24 protein-coding genes are annotated in these 18950 nt (G+C 62.5%); 11 read left to right on the top strand and 13 right to left on the bottom strand.

Annotated elements, in window-relative coordinates; genetic code table 11:
* The first annotated feature begins 527 nt into the window (after window positions 1-527).
* The 5 genes from IB267_RS02800 (at window position 528) to IB267_RS02780 (ending at window position 3537) form a co-directional block, all read left to right on the top strand.
* The gene (locus IB267_RS02800; RefSeq protein WP_043626019.1) at window positions 528-860 is read left to right on the top strand and encodes a metalloregulator ArsR/SmtB family transcription factor; all 333 of its coding nucleotides are present in this window, start codon (window positions 528-530) and stop codon (window positions 858-860) included.
* Window positions 857-1264 carry a YeeE/YedE family protein gene (locus tag IB267_RS02795; protein ID WP_192446304.1) on the top strand — a complete coding sequence of 136 codons (408 nt, stop codon included), beginning with the start codon at window positions 857-859 and terminating at the stop codon, window positions 1262-1264. The genes IB267_RS02800 and IB267_RS02795 overlap by 4 nt, the downstream gene beginning before the upstream one ends.
* On the top strand, window positions 1261-1746 hold the full coding sequence (locus tag IB267_RS02790; RefSeq protein ID WP_192446303.1) for a YeeE/YedE family protein: 486 nt from the start codon (window positions 1261-1263) through the stop codon (window positions 1744-1746). The genes IB267_RS02795 and IB267_RS02790 overlap by 4 nt, the downstream gene beginning before the upstream one ends.
* A 106-nt stretch (window positions 1747-1852) precedes the next feature.
* Window positions 1853-2779: an ABC transporter ATP-binding protein gene (locus IB267_RS02785; RefSeq protein WP_192446302.1), complete on the top strand. Its 927-nt coding sequence runs from the start codon at window positions 1853-1855 to the stop codon at window positions 2777-2779.
* Window positions 2776-3537 carry an ABC transporter permease gene (locus IB267_RS02780; protein ID WP_192446301.1) on the top strand — a complete coding sequence of 254 codons (762 nt, stop codon included), beginning with the start codon at window positions 2776-2778 and terminating at the stop codon, window positions 3535-3537. Before IB267_RS02785 ends, IB267_RS02780 begins: the two co-directional genes overlap by 4 nt.
* A 13-nt stretch (window positions 3538-3550) precedes the next feature.
* Here the strand turns inward: IB267_RS02780 and IB267_RS02775 are convergent, their stop codons facing one another.
* From IB267_RS02775 to IB267_RS02760, 4 genes are read right to left on the bottom strand one after another with little or no spacing between them, the layout of a single operon-like run.
* Window positions 3551-4240: a permease gene (locus IB267_RS02775; RefSeq protein ID WP_246765002.1), complete on the bottom strand. Its 690-nt coding sequence runs from the start codon at window positions 4238-4240 to the stop codon at window positions 3551-3553.
* 57 nt (window positions 4241-4297) lie between these two features.
* Entirely contained in the window at window positions 4298-4999 is a 702-nt protein-coding gene (locus IB267_RS02770) for a TIGR02281 family clan AA aspartic protease (RefSeq protein WP_192446300.1), read from the bottom strand.
* Window positions 4996-5217, bottom strand: coding sequence for a DUF1289 domain-containing protein (locus IB267_RS02765; protein ID WP_043626030.1), 222 nt, complete (start codon window positions 5215-5217; stop codon window positions 4996-4998). The genes IB267_RS02770 and IB267_RS02765 overlap by 4 nt, the downstream gene beginning before the upstream one ends.
* 35 nt (window positions 5218-5252) lie before the next feature.
* Window positions 5253-6041 carry an adenosylcobinamide-GDP ribazoletransferase gene (locus IB267_RS02760; protein WP_192446299.1) on the bottom strand — a complete coding sequence of 263 codons (789 nt, stop codon included), beginning with the start codon at window positions 6039-6041 and terminating at the stop codon, window positions 5253-5255.
* A gap of 247 nt (window positions 6042-6288) precedes the next feature.
* Between IB267_RS02760 and cobT the strand changes: the two genes are divergently transcribed.
* Entirely contained in the window at window positions 6289-7305 is a 1017-nt protein-coding gene (gene cobT / locus IB267_RS02755) for a nicotinate-nucleotide--dimethylbenzimidazole phosphoribosyltransferase (protein WP_043625456.1), read from the top strand.
* A 229-nt stretch (window positions 7306-7534) separates the two neighbouring features.
* Entirely contained in the window at window positions 7535-7948 is a 414-nt protein-coding gene (locus tag IB267_RS02750; RefSeq protein ID WP_043625459.1) for a diacylglycerol kinase, read from the top strand.
* Here the strand turns inward: IB267_RS02750 and IB267_RS02745 are convergent.
* On the bottom strand, window positions 7938-8495 hold the full coding sequence (locus tag IB267_RS02745; RefSeq protein ID WP_192446298.1) for a GNAT family N-acetyltransferase: 558 nt from the start codon (window positions 8493-8495) through the stop codon (window positions 7938-7940). The genes IB267_RS02750 and IB267_RS02745 overlap by 11 nt on opposite strands.
* A 3-nt stretch (window positions 8496-8498) precedes the next feature.
* On the bottom strand, window positions 8499-10034 hold the full coding sequence (locus IB267_RS02740; RefSeq protein WP_192446297.1) for a HAMP domain-containing sensor histidine kinase: 1536 nt from the start codon (window positions 10032-10034) through the stop codon (window positions 8499-8501).
* Between the two features lie 306 nt (window positions 10035-10340).
* Here IB267_RS02740 and IB267_RS02735 point away from each other — a divergent pair, with 306 nt between their 5' ends.
* From IB267_RS02735 to IB267_RS02725, 3 genes are all read left to right on the top strand, one after another.
* Window positions 10341-10928 carry a thermonuclease family protein gene (locus IB267_RS02735; protein WP_192446296.1) on the top strand — a complete coding sequence of 196 codons (588 nt, stop codon included), beginning with the start codon at window positions 10341-10343 and terminating at the stop codon, window positions 10926-10928.
* A complete protein-coding gene (locus IB267_RS02730; RefSeq protein ID WP_192446295.1) occupies window positions 10921-11559 on the top strand; it encodes a uracil-DNA glycosylase family protein in 639 nt (212 codons plus the stop codon). The genes IB267_RS02735 and IB267_RS02730 overlap by 8 nt, the downstream gene beginning before the upstream one ends.
* 65 nt (window positions 11560-11624) lie before the next feature.
* Window positions 11625-12113: an Lrp/AsnC family transcriptional regulator gene (locus tag IB267_RS02725; protein ID WP_034795162.1), complete on the top strand. Its 489-nt coding sequence runs from the start codon at window positions 11625-11627 to the stop codon at window positions 12111-12113.
* Window positions 12114-12126: 13 nt separating this feature from the next.
* On the opposite strand, the gene IB267_RS02720 is transcribed toward IB267_RS02725, so the two are convergent.
* The 3 genes from IB267_RS02720 to IB267_RS02710 all read right to left on the bottom strand — a co-directional run bounded on the left by IB267_RS02720 (window position 12127) and on the right by IB267_RS02710 (window position 14628).
* Window positions 12127-12822 carry a DNA alkylation repair protein gene (locus tag IB267_RS02720; protein WP_192446294.1) on the bottom strand — a complete coding sequence of 232 codons (696 nt, stop codon included), beginning with the start codon at window positions 12820-12822 and terminating at the stop codon, window positions 12127-12129.
* Window positions 12819-13688 (bottom strand): NAD(P)-dependent oxidoreductase, encoded by an 870-nt coding sequence (locus IB267_RS02715; RefSeq protein ID WP_192446293.1) that lies wholly within the window; start codon window positions 13686-13688, stop codon window positions 12819-12821. Before IB267_RS02715 ends, IB267_RS02720 begins: the two co-directional genes overlap by 4 nt.
* A 112-nt stretch (window positions 13689-13800) precedes the next feature.
* Window positions 13801-14628, bottom strand: coding sequence for a class I SAM-dependent methyltransferase (locus tag IB267_RS02710; protein ID WP_192446292.1), 828 nt, complete (start codon window positions 14626-14628; stop codon window positions 13801-13803).
* 204 nt (window positions 14629-14832) lie between these two features.
* Between IB267_RS02710 and IB267_RS02705 the strand changes: the two genes are divergently transcribed.
* A complete protein-coding gene (locus IB267_RS02705) occupies window positions 14833-15558 on the top strand; it encodes a DUF2270 domain-containing protein (RefSeq protein WP_192446291.1) in 726 nt (241 codons plus the stop codon).
* A gap of 60 nt (window positions 15559-15618) precedes the next feature.
* Here IB267_RS02705 and IB267_RS02700 read toward each other — a convergent pair whose 3' ends face one another.
* From IB267_RS02700 to IB267_RS02685, 4 genes are all read right to left on the bottom strand, one after another.
* Window positions 15619-15885 (bottom strand): usg protein, encoded by a 267-nt coding sequence (locus tag IB267_RS02700; protein WP_043625476.1) that lies wholly within the window; start codon window positions 15883-15885, stop codon window positions 15619-15621.
* A 165-nt stretch (window positions 15886-16050) separates the two neighbouring features.
* Window positions 16051-16881: an ABC transporter permease gene (locus IB267_RS02695; protein WP_192446290.1), complete on the bottom strand. Its 831-nt coding sequence runs from the start codon at window positions 16879-16881 to the stop codon at window positions 16051-16053.
* The gene (locus IB267_RS02690) at window positions 16878-17681 is read right to left on the bottom strand and encodes an ABC transporter permease (RefSeq protein WP_034795142.1); all 804 of its coding nucleotides are present in this window, start codon (window positions 17679-17681) and stop codon (window positions 16878-16880) included. The genes IB267_RS02695 and IB267_RS02690 overlap by 4 nt, the downstream gene beginning before the upstream one ends.
* A 169-nt stretch (window positions 17682-17850) precedes the next feature.
* Window positions 17851-18633 (bottom strand): ABC transporter substrate-binding protein, encoded by a 783-nt coding sequence (locus IB267_RS02685; protein ID WP_034795139.1) that lies wholly within the window; start codon window positions 18631-18633, stop codon window positions 17851-17853.
* Window positions 18634-18950: the final 317 nt, after the last annotated feature.

Raw genomic sequence — 18950 nt, 5'->3', positions numbered from 1 at the left:
CCCAACGACCGGAGCAAAAGGGGGAGGCTCCGGCGTGCAAATCACGAGCGCAAATCAAAGGGCGATTTCGCGGCCCGCGCGTTGCAAACTGATCGAAGAGCGTCACGGTTTCGTGACAGCCGGGCGCAATTGCTGTGGTCGGTCGGGGAAATCTTGCGCCAGCTTTCGTTCGAACGCGTTGCTGGCCGGCTGCCGACGAAGGTCTGCGGACCGCGCCGATTCCCTAATTAAGTAGTATTATACTTTAGGTTTTAGTCCATCTGGATCGTGTTCCGAACGGTTGCCCCAAATATGGCGATTCGCGACTTTTTCGGATCTTGTTATAACTAGCTGAATTTTCTATCTAATTTTCTGCATGCGACAAAACCTCGGAACGCCGGGGCCGTGATGATCTTTCCCTTTCGTCTGGTTTTGTAATAAGTAATACGATATTATATTATTTTCTAATAACAATCTTGGATAGTGTCTGGTTGGCCGCTGCAAGCATTGGGGGGCCTACTCACTCCTTGACGCCACAGGAGGACGAAATGGGAACGGTCATGCAATTTCCGGGAATGCGCAGCGATATGGCTGTGCACGCCGCTGAAGTCTCAAAAATCCTCAGGACACTTGCCAACCGCAATAGGTTGCTGATTGTGAGCGCCTTGCTCGAAGGCGAGCATTCTGTCGCAGCGCTCGAGGAAATGCTGGGCATTCGCCAGCCCACGCTTTCGCAGCAATTGACGGTGTTGCGGGATGCCGGCATTGTCTCGACCCGTCGGCAGGCCAAGCAGGTTTTCTATCGGCTTAGTCACGACAAGGTGGCGCGTCTCGTCGGCGCGCTCTATCAGATCTTCTGTCGGGATGGTTCTAAAGCATGAATGAATACGGGAATGCGCTGGCGGGCGGGCTGTTGATTGGCCTGTCTGCGGCGATCCTGATGGTCGCCAATGGCCGGGTGGCCGGCATCAGCGGCATAGCAGGGCGCCTGCTGCAGGGCGTACAGGCTTCGTCGGGCGCATTGTTCGTGCTGGGGCTGATCGCCGGACCGGTGTTGTACCGCCTCGTCTTCGATGCCTGGCCGTCTGTGACCGTGACGGCCTCCTGGCCGCTTCTCGTGGCTGGCGGCCTGCTGGTGGGTTTCGGCTCGCGCATGGGCTCGGGCTGCACCAGCGGTCATGGCGTGGTCGGGCTTGCGAGACTGTCGCGCCGCTCGATCGCTGCGGTCGCCACCTTCATGGCAGCGGCGGTCGTCACCGTCTTCGTTGCGGATTTCTTCGCATGAACAGCGTCTTGCTCCGCCTTGCCGCGACGCTCGTCTCAGGCGTCGTATTCGGGTTCGGTCTTTCGCTGTCCGGCATGCTCGATCCGGCCCGCGTGCGTGCATTCCTCGACGTCACCGGCAACTGGAACCCCAGCCTTGCCTTCGTGCTCGGCGGGGCCGTCTTCGTTTCGGCGCTCGGCGTTCTCGTGACGCGCCGGCTGAAGCGTCCGCTGTTCGACGAGACCTTTCATCTGCCCAACAACCAGGTCATCGACCGGCGACTGATCGTCGGCTCGGCGATCTTCGGCGTCGGCTGGGGGCTGGTCGGGCTTTGCCCGGGTCCGGCGCTCGCCTCGCTGTCGCTTGGCTTGCCGGCAACGGTGCTCTTCGTGGTGGCAATGCTGGCCGGGATGCTGGTCCATGACCGGCTGGTCGACCGCAAGCTCCCGAGGCAGACAACGGCCGGAGCGGGCACCGATACGCGACTGTCTCAGCCGCGTTGACGCACAGTCATCTTGTTTTTTCATTCCAGCCGGCTGCAAATCGGAATGAATTGTCCCATATAGGGCGGGACCTCAAGACTCTGCCCCTGCTTCCGGATCAGTTTTCATGGCGCCAATCGTTTCCGTTTCCAATCTGTCGAAGACCTATGCCTCCGGCTTCAAGGCGCTGAAGGGCGTCAGCCTCGATATCGAGGAGGGCGAGATCCTGGCGCTGCTCGGGCCGAACGGCGCCGGCAAGACGACGCTGATCTCGATCATCTGCGGCATCGTCAATCCGAGCGGCGGAACGGTGATGGTCGGGGGCCACGATGTGGTGCGCGATTTCCGCGAGACCCGCGCGATGATCGGGCTCGTGCCGCAGGAGTTGACCACCGACGCCTTCGAGACCGTGTGGAACACCGTCTCCTTCTCCCGCGGGCTGCACGGCAAGAAGCCGAACCCCGCCCATATCGAGAAGGTGCTGAAGGACCTGTCGCTCTGGGACAAGAAGGACAACATGCTGCGCGAGCTTTCGGGCGGCATGAAGCGGCGCGTGCTGATTGCCAAGGCGCTGTCGCATGAGCCGCGGATACTCTTCCTCGACGAGCCGACGGCCGGCGTCGACGTCAACCTGCGCAAGAGCATGTGGGACGTGGTCGAGCGGCTGCGCGCCTCGGGCGTGACGATCATCCTGACGACGCACTACATCGAAGAGGCGGAAGAAATCGCCGACCGCATCGGCGTCATCAATGGCGGCGAGATCCTGCTGGTCGAAGACAAGGCTGCGCTGATGTCGAAGCTCGGTCGCAAGCAGTTGCGCATCGATCTCGCCCATCCGCTGGACGGCGTGCCCGAGGTGCTTTCGGGCTACAACCTGACGCTCGAATGCGATGGCCATTGCCTGATCTACGATTACGACACCAGCGCGGAGCGGACCGGGATCACCACCCTGCTTGCCGCCCTGGCCGAGGCCGGCATCAGGCTCAGGGACATTTCCACGCGGCAGAGTTCGCTGGAAGACATTTTCGTCGAAATCGTGGGGGCAGGGCGATGAACATCGAAGCGATCAAGTCGATCTATTTCTTCGAGATGGCCCGCACCCGTCGCACGCTGCTGCAGAGCGTGGTATCGCCGGTCATTTCCACTTCGCTCTATTTCATCGTCTTCGGGGCGGCGATCGGCGGACGTATCCAGGAGATCGACGGCGTCTCCTATGGCGCCTTCATCACGCCCGGCCTGATGATGCTGACGCTGCTGACGCAGTGCATCGGCAACGGCTCCTTCGGCATCTACTTCCCGAAATTCACCGGCACGATCTACGAGGTTTTGTCCTCGCCGGTCTCGATGGTCGAGATCGTGCTCGGCTATGTTGGCGCGGCGGCGACCAAGGGGATGATGATCGGTACGATCATTCTGCTGACGGCGTCGCTCTTCGTCGACCTGACCATCGCTCATCCCTTCGTGATGGTCTTCTTCTTCGTGCTGACGGCCATATCCTTCAGCCTGTTCGGCTTCATCATCGGCATCTGGGCCAAGGATTTCGAGCAGCTGAACCTGATCCCGATGCTGGTGATCCCGCCGCTCGTCTTCCTCGGCGGCAGCTTTTACTCGATCAAGATGCTGCCGCCCTTCTGGCAGGCGGTCAGCCATTTCAACCCGGTGCTCTATCTCATCAGCGGTTTCCGCTGGAGCTTCTTCGAGGTCTCCGACGTCAGCCCGATCTTCAGCGCCGTGATCATCGTCGCCTTCCTGACGGTCTGCATGTCGGTGCTCGCCTGGATCTTCCGCACCGGCTACCGCCTGAGAAACTGACGGCCGCCGGTCGTCAGTGTGTCGGCGCCGGCACAGCTCCGCTGGCATAGGCTATGATTGTGCTGGCGACGGCCATCGCAAGCAGCGCCTGAAGAATCGTGATTACGACGTGGAGGAACGACCGCACGGCGGAAAGCCCGAGGTCGGCCATGAACCAGCGCGTTTCGGCGACGATGTACCAGACGATCGAGGCGACGACGAAGACGACGCCGGCGGAGGTGAAGGCGTTGTGCCCGGCAAGCAGCAATTGGCCGCCGAGGCTGATCGCAAAAGCGAAGGGCGCGGTGACATAGCATTGGCTGAAGAAGGGCGGACGCAGCGTCTCGCGTGTCAGCTTCGCACCCTTGCTGCGCAGGAGCTTCACCGCCATCAGCAAGGGTAGAATGCTGAAGGCGACGGCGCGAAACATCAGCAGGTTGGAATCGGAGGCAAGGAGCGACGTCGCGGTCCACGGAACAGCCTGCCTGACGAGGCCAAGCTCCAGCGCGTGTGCCAGAAGCAGCGTGATCAGCAGAAAGAGCGGTGGGCTCAGCGCATCCGAATACTGGTCCTGAAGCTCGTCGCCGAGCTCGACGTCGGCATAGCGCATCATCGCCTGCGGGTGTCGCAGCGTGCGCCACAGGGTCAGCGGATAGAACAGCAGCCAGCAGACGAGCTCGTAGAGCAGCTCTTCGATCGACTTCAGCAGTCGCATGAAATCCATGAGCGGCTCCTCTGCCAGGATTGATCGGGCCGGAGCAGTGACCGGCCGGATGTGCGGTCAGTCGCGCAGGCGCAGCTCGTCGGTGCGCATCTGCAGCATCTCCAGCGTCGACAGGAAGCTCATGCCAAGCAGGCTCTGGTCGAGCTTGCCTTCGGCTGCAACGGTCGCACCGATGTTGCGGCGCGTGATCGGGCCGATCGAAATCTCCTGAAGCATCACCGGGGCTGCCTGGGCTCGGCCATTGGCAGTCATGACGGTGACGATGTAATTGAGGTTGGCCGGGTCGAGGCCGATCTTTTCCGCATCTTCATAGGTGAGCGCGATGCTGCTGGCGCCGGTATCGACCAGCATGCTGATGTCCTTGCCGTCGACCGTCGCGGTGGTCTCGAAATGACCGTTCAGCATCTTCTGCAGCACCACTTCCTGCTGGCCTTCGCTGTCGGTGATGATGGTGGCGCGGCCGGGGATCAGGCCGGCGAGCAGGCGGTTGCCGAAGCCCTGCAGCTCGAAGCGGTAGACATAGGCCGAGACCAGCGCCAGAACGACGAAGAGCCAGATGGCGATCTGGCGCAGCCCTTCGCCGAAGCGGTGGCGGCTTTGCAGGATGCCGCCGCCGATCAGCGTGGCGATGGCGCCGAGCGAAACCAGTTGTCCGAACTGGTCGTTGGCAAGCCCCATTGTGCGGCCGGTGTCGTGGTTGACGATCAGCAGGACGAGACCGATGGCCAGGATCGAGAGCAGGATGGCAAGACGGGTCATGCTTCGCCGCGTTCCCTCGCCATGCGCGTGCGCCGGGTTTCACGCCGCGGTTTGCGCTCGACGGTCTCGAGGCGCTGAGGCAATGCGCTCATGATCGCCCGGCGTTCGGCATCGGTATAGAGCGTCCAGCGTCCGACTTCGTCGCGGGTGCGGCCGCAGCCGAAACAGTAGCCGGTCTTGTCATCGATCGAACAGACGAGAATGCAGGGAGATTCCATGGGCGTGCTCAGTTTTCCCTTGATATATCGATGTTTCAAACCGTCAGCGCAAGGGCACCGAGTACGGCGATTTCGGTCAGTTGCTGCGTGGCTCCGATCGTGTCGCCCGTTTGTCCGCCGATCTTGCGCATTGCCAGCCGAGCGAAACCCTTGACGGTGACAAGGAATGCGACGAGCGCTGCGACGAGGCCAAGCGATGGAACCTGCGCAAGATAGAAGAGCAGCATAGCAACAAGAACGCCCGAGGCGAGCGCGAAGCGCGTGGCCGCCGGCTCGGGCGCGCCGGCTGCTGCGGCGACACCGCCGCTGCGTGCTGGTGGGAGCGAGGACCAGTGCCAGACCATGGCGGCGCGGCTGAGGCACGCGGCACCAAGGACGGCCATGGCAGCGCCGAGCGGTGAAAAGAGCGGCAGGATCGAGGCGAGCGCCGAGACGCGCAGACCGAAGGAGAGGATGAGGGCGACGGCCGCATAGGTGCCGATGCGGCTGTCCTTCATGATCGCAAGCGCCGCGTCGCGGTCGCGGCCGCCGCCAAAGCCATCCGCCGTGTCGCCAAGCCCGTCTTCGTGCAACGCGCCGGTGACAAGCGCCTGGATGGCGACGACGACAAAGGCGGCAAAAAGCGAGCTCACCTGCAGCGCCACGAGGCCCATGGCGACGGCGGCCGACGGCAAGGCAATCAGCAGGCCGGCAAGCGGGAAGGCGCGCACGGCGCGGCTCAAGCGCCCGTCATAGCCTTCGAAATGGCGCGCGGGCATGGGGATGCGGCTCAAGAAGCCGATCGACCGCGCCACATCGTCACAGAAATCGCCAACGAAGCCCATGGCTCCTCCAAGGTTGCGGCCATTGAGCCGGCCTCTGCCAAACTCGCCGACTGCGGCGAGTCTCGCAAGCCGGACGGGCCCGCCGGTGCGTACCGGCCACACTTTTCCAAGACCTTTCACCGGCCGCCTGCAACCGCTGACGGATCGAGGCGGCGACGCCGATTGGCGCAAATGTCGTTGCCCGAATTTTCAGCGACCTCTATGAGGGGCGTAGATAGAGCTTCACGATGATGCAAGGATTCCTCCCATGAGTGCCAGCGGCCTGCCGTTTGATGACTTTCGCGAATTGTTGCGCAACCTGCCGGGCCCGGATGCGGCCGCGCTGGTTGCCGCACGGGAGCGGGACGCCCAGCTGACGAAGCCACCCGGCGCGCTCGGCCGCCTCGAGGAAATCGCCTTCTGGCTCGCCGCCTGGACCGGCAAGGCGCCGGCCGTCAACCGGCCGCTGGTGGCGATCTTTGCCGGAAACCACGGCGTCACCCGTCAGGGCGTGACCCCGTTCCCGTCGTCCGTCACCGCGCAGATGGTCGAGAACTTTGCTGCCGGCGGTGCTGCGATCAACCAGATCTGCGTCAGCCACGACCTCGGGCTGAAGGTCTTCGACCTGGCGCTCGAATATCCGACCGGTGACATCACCGAGGAAGCGGCACTTTCCGAGCGCGATTGCGCGGCGACCATGGCCTTCGGCATGGAGGCAATTGCCGGCGGCACGGATCTGCTGTGCATCGGCGAAATGGGCATCGGCAACACCACGATCGCGGCCGCGATCAATCTCGGCCTTTATGGTGGCACGGCCGAGGAATGGGTCGGCCCGGGCACCGGCTCCGAAGGCGAGGTGCTGAAGCGCAAGATCGCTGCCGTCGAAAAGGCCGTGGCGCTGCATCGCGACCACCTGTCCGATCCGCTCGAACTAATGCGCCGCCTCGGCGGCCGCGAGATTGCGGCCATGGCCGGCGCCATCCTGGCGGCGCGTGTGCAGAAGGTGCCCGTGATCATCGACGGCTACGTGGCGACCGCCGCGGCCTCGATCTTGAGGGCAGCCAACCCGTCCGCGCTCGACCATTGCCTGATCGGCCATGTCTCGGGCGAGCCGGGGCATCTGCGCGCAATCGAGAAGCTCGGCAAGACGCCGCTGTTGGCGCTCGGCATGCGGCTCGGCGAAGGCACGGGTGCGGCGCTCGCCGCCGGCATCGTCAAGGCGGCAGCCGCCTGCCACAGCGGCATGGCGACCTTTGCCCAGGCCGGCGTCAGCAACAAGGAATAGTGAAGTTTCGGCCGGTCTTTGCAGGAAGACCGGCCGGTTTCTGTCCAAGGCCTGTCACGGGCGCGACGCCGTCGTGTGCCGGGCCTTGATGGATGCGTCCTTCTCGCCTATCCAAAGCGCAAATGCGCGCCCTAGCTATAGTCCTTGGGTGCCTGCAACCGAAACCGCCTTGCATTCGCCTCAATCACGATGTCGAAGCAAGCATAGTTTCAAGCCCTGTCGAGACGAAATGGACGCCAAGAACACCACGCACCGCATTGGACAGACGGGTCCTGTCGAAAAGCAGACCGGCATTCGGCATCTGTTTGCCGCTGCGAGCTATTCGCTCGGCGGCGCCAAGCGGCTGATCGGCGAGGCGGCCTTCCGCCATGAGCTGATCGCCTTTGCTGCTGCGATGGTCGCTTTCATCGTCGTCGGCGCAACCTTCTTCCAATATGTGGCGATGGCGATCCTCTTCCTGCTGATGATGGCCTTCGAGGCGATCAACACGGCCATCGAGGAAATCGTCGATCGCGTTTCTCCCGAAATCTCGGAAATGGGCAAGAACGCCAAGGATCTCGGATCCTTCGCCTGCCTCTGCCTGATCGTCGCCAACGGCGTCTATGCCGCCTATGTCGTGATCTTCGATGGCTTCATGAACTAATCGGCCAGCCGGCCGGCGCCTTCACCCGATAGAGCACGTGCGGGCGCAGCGGGTTGCCCACGGGCACCGTGACGTCGTCGAAGTCCTCGGCCGGATCCGTGCGCATGCCCAATCGTTCCATCAGTGCCCGCGACGGCTGGTTGATGCGCGAGGTGTAACCGATGACCTCGGCAAGGCCGAGTGCGCGCCACGCATGGTCCAGGCAGGCGCTCGCCGCCTCCAGCGCATAACCCTGCCGCCAGTGGACGCGGGCGAGGATCCAGCCGATTTCGACATGCGGACCGCCGGGGATTTCGTCTCCGGCCTCCGAAAGGCCGAGACCGCCGATCAGCGCCCCATCGGACTTGCGTTCAACGGCGACGAAACCGAAGCCGCGGTCGGCGAGGTGACGGGTGCAGTCGTCAATCATCGCTGCCGTTTCGTCGTGCGTCAGAATGGCCGGATAGTAGTAGCGCCGGACTTCGGGATCGGCATTCGCAAGCGCAAAGGGCGCGATGTCGCGTTCCTCCCAGGGCCGAAGCCTGAGGCGTTGCGTTTCGATGTGCATGGATCAGGCGAAGCTCTTGCGGCGGCGAACCGGGGCTGACACATCCTCGATCGCCGGCAGGCTTTCGAGCACGCGGCGGGCCGGCAGGATGGCGATGGCTTCAGTGCCTTCGCGCAGCTTCGAGCGCAGAATGAATTCGCCATTGTGCTTGGCAAGGATCGCCTGGACGATCGGCAGGCCGAGACCGGTGCCCTGTTCAGCGCTCTTGATGGCGATCGAGCCCTGGCCGAAAGCGGAAAGAACGATCGGAATTTCCTCTTCGGGAATGCCCGGGCCGTTGTCCTTGATCGAGAGATACTGGCCGCCGCCGGCAGTCCAGCCGACCTTGAAGGTGACTTCGCCGCCGGTACTGGTGAACTTCACGGCATTCGACAGCAGATTGAGAATGACCTGGCGCATCGATTTTTCGTCGACCCAGACCGAGGGCATGCCGTGTTCGAACTGCTGGTGGATCGTGATGTTCTTGGCGCGGGCCTTCAATTGCACCATGCCGATGCAATCCTCGGCGATATCGACGAGGCTGACTGAATCCTCGTTGAGATCGTAGCGGCCAGCCTCGATGCGCGACAGGTCGAGGATCTCGTTGATGAGGTTCAAGAGATGCTCGCCCGAGCGGTGGATGTCGTTGGTGTATTCCTTGTAGGTCGGGTTGCTGAGCGGGCCCAGAACCTCGGTCGACATCACCTCGGAGAAGCCGAGAATGGCGTTCAGCGGCGTGCGCAGCTCGTGCGACATGGATGCGAGGAATCGCGACTTGGCGAGGTTGGCTTCTTCAGCGCGCCGGCGGGCTTCGTCGGACATCGACTTTGCCACTTCGAGTTCCGCGATCAGGTCGTCCTTTTCCGACTGAACGGAAAGGATGTGAACGCTTGCGCGGTTCATCCGGTCGGTCATCAGCACCAGGAAGAGCAGCGACAGCGAGATGATGCCGGTGAGGCCGACATAGATGGGGTCGCCGGTCGTGAGCGATGCGAAGGCGAGGGCGGCGACGACCGGTGCGAACGTGTAGAGGAGCGCGTTGCGCAGCAGGAACGTGCCCATGGCGGTCGCAGCAAGCGCGACCAGCAGCACCGTACCCTCGAAGAAGCCGAAGCGCACATTGCCGCAACTGGCACAATCCTGCGCCACGAAGGTCGCCCAGCAGAGGCCCATCAGCACCTGGCCGAGCAGGAAGCGGCGACGCCAGACCGGAACCTTCTCGGCGCTCATGTCTTCCCGGCGTGCCTTACGCGCAAAGAAGAGCGTGACGGCATGGGCCGAAAGCGTCATGACCGCCCAGAGGACGAAGCCGAGATTGCCGGAGAGGTAGATACCGACCGCTGTTATCAGCGCGACGAGCACCGGGATGGCGATCGCGCCATGCAGCGCACTGTCGATGTAGAGATTGAGCATCTCGCGCTCGAAGCCCGAAGGCACCGACGAGCCCGTCTGCAGCCGTTCGCGCGTCGCGCGGACTGTCCTCGAAACAGCCTTGTTTCGATGGCTACGCGATTTGTCGACGATAATCTTATCGGTCGATGTGCTGGCAGCGATACTCATGCTCATATGCGACGGTTGCGATTGCGTTGCAGTCTAGTGAGCAATCCTTAAGAAGTTGCTGCGGTGCGTGAAGGATTCGACAACCATTGTGGCGCAGCCGTGTTCAAGGGCGCAACAGATCGTGCTGCATGTGAGATTCCTTCTCTAATCTTTTGGAATCGACCATGTTTATGACGCGCTGGTCTGTCAGGCACCGTGCGGGCAAACGAGGTTAGGGCAGGCGTGAAATTCGGGCGGACGACATATCGGTTTCCCAGGGGCCGCGGCAGGTCCCGCGGTCATCCGCCGTCCGGCGGACGTCGCGGCATGGCCGGCGGATGGATCATTCTTCTGCTGCTCGCGATCGGCGCCTTTTTCGCCGACCGGTTGCCCGTCGGAGAGCGATCTGCGACCGGTTCAGCACGGGGCGCGGCGATTGCGAGCGACGGCGACAGCCTGCGGATCGACGGGAAGCGCGTCCGCATCGAGGGCATCGATGCGCCGGAACTCGCCCAGACCTGCCAGCGCGACGGCGTTGCCTGGGATTGCGGCCGTGAGGCGCGCGACCGGTTGCGGGCGCTGATATCGGCGGGCGATGTGCGCTGTCGTTTTCACGGCCGCGACAAATACGGCCGCGAGCTTGGTATCTGCGATGCGGCCAGCCGCGATGTCGGGCGCGAAATGGTGCTTTCGGGTTATGCGGTGAGCTACGGACGCTATGAGGCCGAGGAGGCAAGGGCTGAACGGGAGCAGCGCGGGCTCTGGGCCGGCGAGTTCGTGAAGCCGCAGGAGTGGCGTCGGACAAACGGTCATCCCGACGAGGGGCCGCACCTGATTGATGGCTGGCTTGCCGCGATCCGCGGTTGGCTGCTCGAACGCCTGACCGCACTCTTTTCCGGTATCGCCGATGCCTGACGATCGCATTGCTCAACTCGAACGGTTGCGGGCAGACATTGCCGCCTGCCGCATCTGTCGCGACAATCCGCAACGTGGCGAGGCCGACCGGCTGCCGCACGAGCCGCGGCCGGTGGCGGTGATCTCCACTGCCGCGCGCATCCTGATTGCCGGGCAGGCGCCCGGGCTGCGTGTGCATGACAGCGGCCTGCCGTTCAACGATGCGTCCGGCGACCGGCTGCGGCAGTGGCTGGCCGTCGATCGCGAGGCTTTCTACGATCCGGATAAATTCGCGATCGTGCCGATGGGCTTCTGTTTTCCGGGCTATGACGCCCATGGCAGCGACCTGCCGCCGAGGCGCGAATGCGCGCCGCTCTGGCGCCACCGGGTAATGGAGCAGATGCCGCAGGTGGAGCTGGTGCTGGCGATCGGCCACTATGCGCAGCGCTGGCACATCGGCCCGGACTGTCCGAAATCGATGACCGAGACGGTGAAGGATTGGCGGCGCTACGCCATGCGCAACGCTGTGCCGGCGATCCTGCCTCTGCCGCATCCAAGCTGGCGCAACACCGGCTGGCTGAAGCGCAATCCCTGGTTCGAGGCGGACGTGCTGCCCTTTCTGCGCGAACGCGTTTCCGTTCTCGCGAATTGAAACAATTTTCTTTATCTTCACCAATTTCGCGCTATAGAGGGAAAAATAATTCGAGAGGGACTCTCATGGATCGCCTAGACCGCAAAATCCTGCGCCTGCTGCAGGAGGATTCCACGCTGGCCGTTGCCGACCTTGCCAAGAAGGTCGGGCTTTCGACCACGCCGTGCTGGCGGCGCATCCAGAAGATGGAAGAGGACGGCGTCATCCGCCGTCGCGTCGCGCTGCTCGATCCGGTGAAGATCAACACCAAGGTCACGGTCTTCGTCTCGATCCGCACGAATTCCCACTCGATGGAGTGGCTGCGCCGGTTCTCCGAGGTGGTGTCCGAATTTCCGGAAGTGGTCGAGTTCTACCGCATGAGCGGCGACGTCGACTATTTGCTGCGCGTCGTCGTGCCTGACATCGCGGCCTATGACGCCTTCTACAAGCGCATGATCGCCAAGATCGAGATCCGCGACGTCTCCTCCGTCTTCGCCATGGAGCAGATCAAGTATACGACCGAGCTGCCGCTCGACTACATGATGATCGACCAGGCGAAGTCCAGCGAGGACTGACCTCAGCTAAGGCTCAGGCGAGGCCAAGCCTTGCCAGGATCTTTTCGTTCGACAGTTCGCGAACCGCGTCCTTGCCCGTCCAGCGGGCGGCGCGGTTTTCGCTTTCCGCCAGTTTCTTAGCCAGTGTAAGTGCCGGGCCGTGGCAGGCGGCACTGCGCTTGCCGATCTGCCGGAGCGCCCAGTTGACCGCCTTCTTGACGAAGTTGCGATCGTCGCCGGAATGCTGCTCGATCAACGGTAGCCAGGCGAGAAGCGTTGCGTCCGGCTCCTTCTTCAGGTGAACCGCAGCCGTGGCGATCATCGCAAAGGCGATGCGGCGGACGAATTCCCGTTCGTCGGCGGCAAACTCCGGGATCAGTTCGCGTTCGAAGCGTGCGGCAATGAAAAGGTCGGCGACGGTATCGACCACTTCCCAGGAATTGCAGTCCTCCGCCCAGCGGCGCGCCTCGTCGAGCGTCAACACTTGCGGATTGGCGGTGAAGGCGGCCAGGATGCGCGCCTCGCGAATGCCGGACTGCCAGAGCTCCAGCGCACGGCTGTGATCAGCTTTCACCAGCCGGGTGATCTTGTGCAGTTCGACATTGGAGAGCCCGATCGCGCTATCGGTGACGATGCCGAAACGTGCCATACCGGGGAGATTGTCCTTGGAGCCGAGTGACCGCAGATGAGCGATGATCTCGTCTGCGGTCGAGGAGGGGCCGAGGCTCACTTTTCGAGGCGGGCGAGCAGCGAGGACGTATCCCAGCGATTGCCGCCCATTTCCTGCACATCGCCGTAGAACTGGTCGACCAGCGCCGTCACCGGCAGCTTGGCGCCGTTGCGGCGGGCTTCGGCGAGCACGATGTCGAGATCCTTGCGCATCCAGTCGACGGCAAAGCCGAAATCGTACTTGCCGGCGTTCATGGTCTTGTGGCGGTTTTCCATCTGCCAGGAGCCGGCCGCTCCCTTGGAGATGACGTCGACGACCTTCTCGATGTCGAGGCCGGCCTTCTTGCCGAAATGAATGCCTTCGGCGAGCCCCTGGACGAGGCCGGCGATGCAGATCTGGTTGATCATCTTGGTGATCTGGCCGGCGCCGGCCAGGCCCATCAGGCCGACCATGCGGGCAAAGGCTTCGATGACCGGCTTGGCGCGATCAAAGGCGGCCTCGTCGCCACCGCACATCACCGTCAGCACGCCATTTTCGGCACCCGCCTGGCCGCCGGAAACCGGGGCGTCGATGAAGTGAGCGTTGCGGGCCTTGGCCGCCTCGTAAAGTTCGCGGGCGACCTCGGCGGAGGCCGTGGTGTTGTCGATGAAGACGGCATCGGCCTTCAATTTCTCGAAGGCGCCGTCCTTGCCGGTGGTGACCGAGCGCAAGTCGTCGTCATTGCCGACGCAGCAGAAGACGAAATCGGCGCCATCGGCAGCTTCCGCCGGCGTGCGCGCCGCGCGACCGCCGAACTCGGCAGCCCATTTCTCGGCCTTGGCGAAGGTGCGGTTATAGACCGTCAGCTCGTGCCCGCCGCGGACCTTGAGGTGGCCGGCCATGGGGTAGCCCATGACGCCGAGACCGATGAATGCAACCTTTGCCATTTTCCGAATACTCCCATTGCTTTCGCCTTGGTGTAGCCGATGGCGCGGGTGCGGAAAAGAGAGAAGGGAGCATCGTGCGATGCTCCCTTCTCATGATGCCGTCATGGCCCAATCAGGGCTTGAAGCGTGCGACCACCAGATGTCCGGCAATCGGCTCGCCTTCTTCCAGGCGAACCGTGATGTCGCCGACTTCGACGATCTCGAAGCCGGTGGCGGCGAGGCGGTCGCGCAGGTAGCTCTCGGCATGGGCAAAGCGCTGGTGCGGGCCGACCATGAAATCGCGGCCGGCGAAGGTTTCCGTGGGCAGCGTCTCGCTGGAGAAGATCAGCAGGCCGCCCGGCACGAGGTTGTCGACGGCGCCAAAGAACAGCGCCTCGAGCGCGCCCATATAGGGAAGCACGTCGGTGGCGACGATCAGGTCGAAGGGCTCGTCGTCATTGTCGTCGAGAAAGTCGACCGCTTCGGCGACGTAGAGCGTCTCGTAGAGGTCTTTTTCATGGGCGATCTCGACCATGTTTTCGGAGAGATCGACGCCGGTGATGTCTTCGGCCATGTCGCGCAGCGCGCCGCCGGTTAGCCCCGTGCCGCAGCCGAGATCGAGCACGCGGTCGAACGGCCCGAGCTCAAGCGCCTGCAGGCGCTGGCGAACGAGCAAGGGCACGCAGTAGCCGAGCTGGTCGACGAGCACGTTGTCGAAGACTTCGGCATGCTGGTCGAAGAGCGTGGCGACATAGGCGTCGGGCGCCTTCACAGGCGTTTCGCCGCGTCCCATCGAGGCCAGCCGCACGGCGGCGCCGCCGTGGTCTTCCGGATCGAGCGCCAGCACTTCGTGATAGGCGTCCGCGGCGGCATCGAACTTGCCGGACTTTTCCAGGGAGAGGGCGCGATTATAGGCCTCGGCCAGCGCTTCCTCGTCGATTTTCGTGCTTTTCTGGGTCATGGGCGCTTCTTACGTCCGCAGCCGGTCTTTGGCAATCTCCGTCGGCGAAAGCTTTGCGGCGGCAGGTCGGGCGTGCCTGTGGCCAGTGGCAGGATTTCATTGATCTTTTGAACGAAAAACGTCGCCATGCGGCGTCATCGGGATTTATCGGCGACAGGAAAGGAGTCATCATCGCAAGCATAAGAAAAGACGGGAGGAATGCCGATGTCCGCCGAGCTTGGGCCGCTGATCTTGAGCGCCGAAACGAAGGAGCCGAAAGGCCCGCCTTTGCCGCAGACGTCGCAGGAACAGATCAACGCCGTGGTGCATTATTATCGCGGCGAGATGGGGCGCATGGCCGGCTGGCGCGACCGCATTGACCGGACGTCCAACTGGGCAATCACTGTCGTTGCGGCGCTGCTTTCGGTCTCACTATCGACGCCGTCGTCGCATCATGGCGTGCTGCTCTTCGCCATGCTGCTGATCACGCTCTTGCTTCTGATCGAAGCCCGGCGCTATCGCTTCTTCGACGTCTACCGCGCCCGGGTGCGGCAACTGGAGCGCGGCTACTTCGCCCAGATCCTGGCGCCCGACGGCACGCCGAACCTCAATTGGGCGGCGTCGATCGCCAAGAGCCTGCGCAAGCCCGCCTTCCTGATGAGCTACCGGGAAGCGGTCTGCCGCCGGCTGCAACGCAATTACTGCTGGATGTACCTGATCCTGCTGCTCGCCTGGGCGCTGAAGATTTCGTCGCCGAAGATCTCCACCAATGGCGAGCCTTTCGGCCACGTGCGCTCCTGGATGGACGTCGCCCAGAATGCAGCCCTCGGTCCGTTGCCCGGCTGGCCGGTGATCATCGGTGTCGTGCTGTTCTATGGGGTGGTGCTCTACGGCTCGCTGCACAAGGAGCCGCACGAGGGCGAACTGGCGCATGGGGAGGTGCATGTCTGAAGGCGCCGGGCGTCACGTCTCGCCGGTCTCGACGACAGAGAGCGATCACCAGTGAAGCTCTCAGTGCAGAATGAACTCGCCCTTCAGTGCGCGCCATTCGGTGGCCGAGATCAGCTTGCGGTGCACGTAGCGCACCGAATGCAACGGCCCGTCGAGCTTCTCTTCCCAGAATTTCAGGAAGCTGCGCATCTCCGGGAATTCCGGTGCCAGGTCGTAGTGCTGCCAGATGTAGGTTTGGAGGAAGGCCGGATGGTCGGGCAGGTGGTAGAGGATCTGCGCCGTCGTCAGTCCATAGCCCTTGAGCTGAAGTTCCATCTCGTTCGTCATGTGGACCTCACTTCTCGCAAAGGTTGGTCTCTATGATGAAACGCCTGATTTGTTAATCAAGGGCTAATGTTTGTCCCGAAGTGAAACTTTCTCGTGAAATAACAAAAGCTTGGCAGCCTCTCTTTGGGAGTGCTGCCAAGCCCGTTCGAAATCGACGTAGAAAACCTAGCGCTTCAGATGGCGCGTCAGCCGCGCTTCCAGCAGGCTCCAGATGTTGCGCAGGATCTCGACCATGATGAGGTAGAGAATGGCTGCCCAGATATACATCTGGAAATCGAAGGTGCGGGAGAAGGCGTAGCGTGTTTCGCCCATGAGATCGAAGACTGTGACGATCGCGACGATCGCCGAGCCCTTGATCATCAGGATGATTTCGTTGCCGTAGGGGCGCAGCGCCACGATCATCGCCTGCGGCAGGATGATCTTCCAGAAGGCGACGCGCTGGGGAAGGCCGAGCGCGTCAGCGCCCTCGCGTTGGCCGCGCGGCACGCTCTCGATCGCGCCGCGCAGGATTTCCGCCTGGTAGGCTGCGGTGTTGAGCGTGAAGGCGAAGATCGCGCAGTTCCAGGCGTCACGGAAGAACCACCACAGGCCGACCGCTTCGAGCTGCGGGCGGAAGCTGCCGAGGCCGTAATAGATGAGGAAGAGCTGTGCCAGCAGCGGCGTGCCGCGGAAGAAGTAGACATAACCGTAGGCGAGCCACGACAGGACCTTGTTCTTCGACATGCGGGCAAAGGCGATCGGCAGCGACAGGATGGCGCCCATGACGATCGAAAGGCCGACCAGCATCAGCGTGACGCCGAGGCCGTTGATGAAACGCGGGCCGTACTTGGCGAACTTGTCCGGATCCCAGCCGCCGACCACGGTCAGGAAGATGCCGACGCCGAGCGCCAGCCAGATGCCGAGCGCAACGCTGCCGACGAAGCGGGTGAGCGTGTAGGGCTTCGCCGGAACCGGCGGCGGCGCCTGCGGCGGGATCATCGTTGCAACGACACTCATCGGCCCATCTCCGCACGTTTGGTTCGCCGTTCAATGTAGGAGAAGACGATCGAGGAGATCATCGCAAGAATGAGGAAGAGCACGCAGGCAACACCGTAGAATTCGAAGGCCTGCTTGGTCACGCGGGCGGCAATGCCGGTCTGACGCAGGATGTCCGTCAGGCCGACGACCGAGACGAGGGCGGTGTCCTTGAGCAGCGCCATCCAGAGATTGCCGAGACCGGGCAGGGCGATGCGCACGAGCTGCGGCAGGATGATGAGGCGCATGGTGCGGCCGCGATGCAAGCCAAGGGCGTCACCGGCTTCGTATTGTCCATGCGGGATGGCCTTGAAAGCCGACAGCAGCACCTCCGAGCAATAGGCGGAGAAGACGACGCCGAGTGCGATCATGCCGGCGAAGAAGGCATTGATCTCGACCGGACCGTCGTAGCCGAGCGATGCCAGCAGTTGTTGAACGAGGATCTGCAGGCCGTAATAGACGATGAAGAGCGTCAGCAGTTCGGGCAAGCCGCGGAAGATCGTCGTGTAAATGTTCGACGCGAGCCGAACTGTGCGCTCTTCGGACTGTTTGCCGAGCGCGATGAAAAAGCCGATCAACAGGCCGACGGGCAGCGTTGCGATGGCAAGGCTCGCGGTAATGACGAAGCCGTGGGCGATATCGTCACCCCATCCGGTGTCACCGCAGGCGAGAAGCGTGCCAGGTGCGAGCCAGGTAAAGACCCCGACCGGGCCGCAGAATGGATCGACGATCGATCCGATCCAGGAGAGGATGGAATAGAAGCCGGCAAACAACCCGCTCATGTCAGAGATTTCCCCTTTTGCGCTGTTTTTATGCGTATCGATCGCGCTTTGTTTTAGGCACTTGTCAAACAAAAACGGCGGAAGGGCAAGCCATCCGCCGTTGCAATTTTCGCATCAACCGACGTTTTTCCGGCATGATTCACTAGGAAATCGCACCGGAAACAGTCAATCAGCTGCCGTAAACGTCGAATGGGAAGTACTTTTCGTTGATTTCCTTGTACTTGCCGTTGGCGCGGATCGCTTCGATCGCCTTGTTGAACTTCTCGCGCAGCGCATCGTCGCCCTTGCGGACCGCGATACCGGCGCCGTCGCCGTTGATGACGGGGTCGATCGGCAGGGTGCCGAGCAGCTTGCAGCAGGCGCCGTCAGCAGTCTTCAGCCATTCCGAGAGCACGACGACGTCGTCGATGACCGCGTCGATACGGCCGTTGGCGATGTCGAGCTTGTACTCGTCAGCCGTCGGATAGAGCTTGATTTCGGCACCCTTCATATGCGCTTCGGCATAGTTGGAATGGGTGGTCGAGCCTTGCGCGCCGAGCGCCTTGCCCTGAAGGGCGGCTGCGGTTGCCTCGGTGATCGGCGAATCCTTCGGCACGACGATTGCCGGCGGGGTGTTGTAGTACTTGTTGGTGAAGTCGACCTTTTCCTTGCGCTCGGCGGTGATCGACATGGACGCGATGATGGCGTCGAACTTCTTGGCGATGAGCGCCGGAATGATGCCGTCCCAGTCCTGCGTCACGAAAGTGCACTCGGCCTTCATTTCCACGCACAGCGCCTTGGCGATGTCGATGTCGAAGCCCGTCAGCGTGCCGTCCGCTTCCAGGTTGTTGAAGGGCGGGTAGGCGCCTTCCGTGCCGATCACGACCTTTTCGCCGTCGGCCATGGCCGAGCCTGCCATGAGCACGAAAACGGCAGCCGATGCGGCGGCTGCCAGCCGCTTGGAAATACGCATGATAGTCCTCTCTGTTGGTCGACATCCGGCATTGTTGTTTTTCGCGGATGCCAATTTCAGCCGGGGCGTCTGCCGCCGGTTGTGGCGATATTCGTACTCTTTTCCACTAAAAATCAACAGGAAAGCGAAGGCGCTCAACGGGAATCGGAATTCGACCGATGATTGTGCTTTTCAGTGTCGGAGAAACATGAACAAGGCGTTCAGCGGCGGTTAATCTTGCCTCCGCTAGCCCTTGTCAAGGAACCGGTTCGCGGTTTGGGCGTTGCATTGGACCGCGCGTCTCGCGGCCAACACAAAAAAGCCGAAACCTTGGGTCA

The organism is Ensifer sp. ENS09 (assembly GCF_014852425.1).
In the GTDB taxonomy this organism is placed as follows: Bacteria; Pseudomonadota; Alphaproteobacteria; order Rhizobiales; family Rhizobiaceae; genus Ensifer.
The sequence above is the reverse complement of the archived record's forward strand: the minus strand, read 5'-3'. Positions and strand labels throughout refer to the sequence as shown.